The sequence below is a fragment of the Chamaesiphon sp. genome (assembly GCF_041737865.1).
GTDB lineage: Bacteria > Cyanobacteriota > Cyanobacteriia > Cyanobacteriales > Chamaesiphonaceae > Chamaesiphon.
The window spans coordinates 1-4,293 of the sequence record NZ_JBGSQZ010000068.1 but is presented as its reverse complement, the minus strand read 5'-3'; the positions used below and the strand labels follow the sequence as shown (position 1 = coordinate 4,293).

8 protein-coding genes and 1 pseudogene are annotated in these 4,293 nt (G+C 42.5%); 6 read left to right on the top strand and 3 right to left on the bottom strand.

All coding sequences use genetic code 11. From position 1 onward, the window contains the following. A pseudogene (locus ACEW9J_RS05080) lies at nucleotides 1-756 on the bottom strand (transposase); the annotation flags it as partial. A gap of 105 nt (nucleotides 757-861) precedes the next feature. Here ACEW9J_RS05080 and ACEW9J_RS05075 point away from each other — a divergent pair. From ACEW9J_RS05075 to ACEW9J_RS05050, 6 genes are all read left to right on the top strand, one after another. Further along, nucleotides 862-1,071: a hypothetical protein gene (locus tag ACEW9J_RS05075; RefSeq protein ID WP_373544052.1), complete on the top strand. Its 210-nt coding sequence runs from the start codon at nucleotides 862-864 to the stop codon at nucleotides 1,069-1,071. A gap of 50 nt (nucleotides 1,072-1,121) precedes the next feature. Then, entirely contained in the window at nucleotides 1,122-1,424 is a 303-nt protein-coding gene (locus ACEW9J_RS05070; protein WP_373544051.1) for a hypothetical protein, read from the top strand. A 361-nt stretch (nucleotides 1,425-1,785) separates the two neighbouring features. After that, a complete protein-coding gene (locus tag ACEW9J_RS05065) occupies nucleotides 1,786-2,121 on the top strand; it encodes a hypothetical protein (RefSeq protein WP_373544050.1) in 336 nt (111 codons plus the stop codon). Nucleotides 2,122-2,154: 33 nt separating this feature from the next. Beyond that, complete coding sequence (locus ACEW9J_RS05060; RefSeq protein ID WP_373544049.1) at nucleotides 2,155-2,436, top strand: hypothetical protein; 282 nt, start codon at nucleotides 2,155-2,157, stop codon at nucleotides 2,434-2,436. Between the two features lie 151 nt (nucleotides 2,437-2,587). Then, nucleotides 2,588-3,094, top strand: coding sequence for a hypothetical protein (locus ACEW9J_RS05055; protein WP_373544048.1), 507 nt, complete (start codon nucleotides 2,588-2,590; stop codon nucleotides 3,092-3,094). Nucleotides 3,095-3,187: 93 nt separating this feature from the next. Next, nucleotides 3,188-3,562: a hypothetical protein gene (locus ACEW9J_RS05050; RefSeq protein WP_373544047.1), complete on the top strand. Its 375-nt coding sequence runs from the start codon at nucleotides 3,188-3,190 to the stop codon at nucleotides 3,560-3,562. Here ACEW9J_RS05050 and ACEW9J_RS05045 read toward each other — a convergent pair. Further along, nucleotides 3,559-3,963, bottom strand: coding sequence for a type II toxin-antitoxin system HigA family antitoxin (locus tag ACEW9J_RS05045; RefSeq protein ID WP_373544046.1), 405 nt, complete (start codon nucleotides 3,961-3,963; stop codon nucleotides 3,559-3,561). The two genes, ACEW9J_RS05050 and ACEW9J_RS05045, sit on opposite strands and share 4 nt — an antisense overlap. 50 nt (nucleotides 3,964-4,013) lie before the next feature. Next, on the bottom strand, nucleotides 4,014-4,142 hold the full coding sequence (locus ACEW9J_RS05040; RefSeq protein ID WP_373544053.1) for a type II toxin-antitoxin system HigB family toxin: 129 nt from the start codon (nucleotides 4,140-4,142) through the stop codon (nucleotides 4,014-4,016). Nucleotides 4,143-4,293: the final 151 nt, after the last annotated feature.

Here is a 4,293-nt window from a genome sequence, read left to right as displayed (position 1 = left end):
TTCAGTGCTGAGAATATACCATTTTTCACCAGATGTTTGCTCCCAACCAATGGCGAGATGGACGTCGGTGAGAGAATTATGTTTATGGATTTGAACGTTGTGAATCAGTTGAGCCGAGCCGAGTGTCAACGGAAATTGATTGACTTGCTGCCAACCATGACGAGGATGACGCAGCAAAAAATTGCCCTTAATCCGAATCCGACATTGCCAACCCAGTTGTCTGACATAACGGACTAGTTGAGCATCAGCAAATCCTCTGTCTGCCAGCAGTACTATCTTTGGCTGACTGGGTAGCAGTTTGGCGACTCGTTTGAGTAAGTCTTGATAGGTATCTAATTTGACGCTGCTACTTTTATGCTTAATTACTCTCCAGCCTACTGGAATTGCTCTACCCAGATGTACCACGCAGATCCGAATCACACAATATTCATCCCACAACATACTGGTGTCAAATGTCAGATATATTTCTGGGTCGCTCCAGTTAGCAAATACTGCTTTGACGATTGGGCTATACAATTTGGCTGGGTTAATTCGTGGATTGTTGACCCATCGTGATAGTCGCTTTTGAGTGCTTTGGGCAATTTTTGCCTTGGTCTGGATATGGTCTATCCACTTGGTCAGATTCACGCTGCCTTCCCCAATTAAGCCCACTATCATCCAACACATTACTCCTAAGTGTCGAATGTCTGCCCAGTCACTATATTGACTCCCAAACTTAATTAATTGATGATGAAGACGAGAGGGTTTTTCGAGCATTTCGAGCTGTGCTGCTTTTTTAGATAAAAACAGGTTAACAGTTTTCCCTCTCTTTTCTCTCCAAACTTATTGCTCATCAGCTTTTACTCACATTCCTACGGACTTTTGTCCGTCAATCAGCGTGCTTGCTACCGAAAAACGATCGTTTGGCAGGGCGGCGGACAACTAGACAATTATTACTGGGACAAAGAAGTAGCGATCGCTAGCATCCCTCCAGACCACCCCATCGCCATTTCGATGACAGTCTACGACAACAACGGTGGTATGATATTTGGTCGGAAATTCTCGAATCAGATCGTTGCCGCAGCAATCTGACAATCGCCAAACAGCACCGACAAATCACAGCAATTAACCCACGCACCAACATGAAAGTTACCTTCACTCAAAACATTGAAATAACGATCGAAGGATCGCCAAAAGAACTGGCAAATATATTGAACAGGCATAAAAATTCTCTAACTCCCTTGCTCAACAGCATGGGAAACACGATTGGCTTAACGATTGGTTTTGATGCAGATTACTATGAGTTGGGCGAGATTATAGATGAAAAAGGATATTTGTACGAATGGGAATACGATCGTCTTGAGGGAACTGGCGGTGGCGAAGGTAGATTTATCATCTCTGATGATGCTGGTAATCGGGCAGATGACGAGCCGCCTAGTTGGTAACTAAGTAGCAGCATCTTTTAAAAAGGTAGGCTCACATCCAATACAGTTCGGATAAGCTCCCTATGACCTTTATTAACAGCCTAGATGCCTCAGTGTTTCGTCAATTGAACATGGCGATTTTGGTCTAACCGAACTGTATTGGGCGCATATCCTCAATGCGCCCGCGCACCAGATTTGGATCTTTGTCAAGCGCAATGGATTTTGCGCTTGCGCGTCTCGGACTTAGCCAGATCTATTACCTAGAGAATGACGACTTTTACGATATTCGCAAACATCGAAATTAGTAAATTACTCGCTCGTCCACAAGATTAATAAATCTATTGAACCTGTGGACGGCTCTAACTCAATAACACACATCATCATGAGCAACTATCGAACCAATCCCCAGCTCTACAAAGTTGCCACCAAGCAACTTAAAGTCCTCCGCAAATTAGCCTTACTATCGTCAGAGATCGACGATCGCGAGGGAATGGCTACGATCCAAGCAGCAGAGGTTGCGATTGAACACCGCATCCAAATTACCTCAATGAGCCTCACTGCCCTTGAATATTTGGAAAAGTTAATCAGCCAGGGGCATGATTACCCCGATGCCCAATGGCGAACTTCTCAATGTTATGCAGAAAGTGCTGAGGAATTGCAAAAGGCTTACGATAACCAATTTCAATCGAGCCAATACCAAAAATCAGCACAAGAATAGTCAAGCCAAACAACTACAATACATATAAGAAAAATGAGTAACGCAACCTATAATCGATTTGAGAATACACTACGCAGCTTGCTAGAGTGTCGTGAATCACTTGATGATGAAGATTACAAGGGCTGTAGCTCAACCGAGCAAACTGCATTGAACAGATTAATATCATTGTGTAGTGAGATTTCCGCTGAATATGGCAGCACTACCATCAACTTTGATGAAGATGATGAAGATGACGAGCTGTTAGATGAAGATGAGGATGAAGACGAAGATGAAGATGCTTTTGAGCATCAACCGCCAGCATTTCTCTTCAAATAAATAACACCGTCCACAGCTTTAATAATTCATCTATTAAAGTTGTGGACATCCACTAACCACAGTAGCTGCCGCGATTTAGCAAGCGAATTAATCGATCGTCAAAAGTAACGTTTTCCTTTCAAGCATTATCAAATAACCCAACATCATCATCATGAAACTCCAACTCAAACAATTAAAAACTGCTGGGGGCGATGAAACTCTCAGATTCACCGCCCAAATTTACCTCGACAACAGTAAGATCGCCACTGTCTCTAATGGTGGTACTGGTGGCGGACACCAATACGACTTCTTCAGAACGGACAATCGCAAGACGTTGATGGATTATATCGACCGATTTAAGACTGACATCGATCTTGTCGATCCATTACACCAAAAAGTATCTGAATCTTTACAAAGTCTTCAGAAGGTAATACCCACCTTCACACAACAAGAAATCGATGCGGATATGGTGGTAGATTGCGCGATCGAACTCCAAGAGCAGCTTAAATACTTCAAGAGGCAGTGCAAGGATAAAACATTGTTTCATCTTCCCGAAGATCCCAAAGATACTTATCTTACAGTCAACCAAACCTTTAGCCCAGAGGTTGAGTCATGGATTATTGCTAAGTATGGTCTAGACGTGATTATTATCAACAAATTACTAGATTCACAAAGCTAATTATCCCGATCGATAGCTATTAACTTCCGTTCACAACTCCAACAAAGTAAATAGTTAGAGTTGTGAATATTCACCCAGACTATTAACATTACCATGAAAAAACTCACCACCTCAGCCTTTAAAACCATCCGCGATCGCATCATTCCCCAATCTCGCATCAAGCCCGATAGTCTCCTCCTTGCCGATTGGTCATCAGTCCTCCAGATGGCTCACTGGCTAGGCTTCAACATCAAAACCGAGCAAGCAAAGTTGTCCAAAGAACTCAAAGCCAACCACTGTCAGGATTTTGAAGTTTGCGAGATCGAACATCATCGTTGGGTGCTGGAGATGTGCGATCGCAATCTCAAGGTCGATACTTACCTATCGAACTTTGAAGCCGATCTCACCTACTTGAAAACGGCTCTGGACTCGAACAAGATTCCCACAGCAAACATAATAGAGAAAGAGTTGGCACAGAAAAATAATTAAGACTGCGAAAAGAAAACCGCTGGCGACACATGAAAAAACTTCGCCAGCTTCTCAATATGCTCGACGGTAAGCTGTCGATGACCGTTAATTACCGCTGACGCGATCGATTCAGTCTTAAAAATCGGCACTAATTCTTTCTGCTTCAACCCCCATTCTTCAATTAGCACATTCAATAGCTTTACCCCATAAATATCTGGAATTTCAACTGTTCTCTCTTCATATTCATGAATTATTACTCCCAGTAAATTCAGGTATTTTCGTTGCTCTGGACTAAGTTGACCTCCATCAAGTAAGGAATCTACAACTTGTTGGACAGCGATATAATTAGCTTCCGAACTGATGAGATGTGGTGGAAACTCATTGATTAAATCCAGATATTTTGGATGGCTGACAATGGTCATAGCTATTTACCCGTTAAAATTAAAGTAGAATTGCAATAGAATTAGATATTTCACTCATACCAACTATCATCTTTCCAGTCATCCCGATCGTATTCAGGATGAGTCAGGATCTGTCTAATGAATACGATGCCATCTTCATAGTCAATATAAACAATTAACCGATATTTATTTCCACCAATATTAAAAACTTTGACATACTCCCACCGCTAATCGGAGTACCGATATAGCGGGGGATTCTTGTTCCTGGTTCATCGAAGTCCACTTACCGCATTAAATTGCTTCTCAGCGACAGCGGTGGTCTTCTCCCCAGGCTTTTTACGATTGCTCGTC

Excerpts from the sequence above, each read along its gene's own strand:
- ACEW9J_RS05070 (WP_373544051.1), top strand. The coding sequence starts at position 1,122 with ATGAAAGTTACCTTCACTCAAAACATTGAAATAACGATCGAAGGATCG.
- ACEW9J_RS05065 (WP_373544050.1), top strand. The coding sequence starts at position 1,786 with ATGAGCAACTATCGAACCAATCCCCAGCTCTACAAAGTTGCCACCAAG.
- ACEW9J_RS05060 (WP_373544049.1), top strand. The coding sequence starts at position 2,155 with ATGAGTAACGCAACCTATAATCGATTTGAGAATACACTACGCAGCTTG.
- ACEW9J_RS05055 (WP_373544048.1), top strand. The coding sequence starts at position 2,588 with ATGAAACTCCAACTCAAACAATTAAAAACTGCTGGGGGCGATGAAACT.
- ACEW9J_RS05050 (WP_373544047.1), top strand. The coding sequence starts at position 3,188 with ATGAAAAAACTCACCACCTCAGCCTTTAAAACCATCCGCGATCGCATC.
- ACEW9J_RS05045 (WP_373544046.1), bottom strand. The coding sequence starts at position 3,963 with ATGACCATTGTCAGCCATCCAAAATATCTGGATTTAATCAATGAGTTT.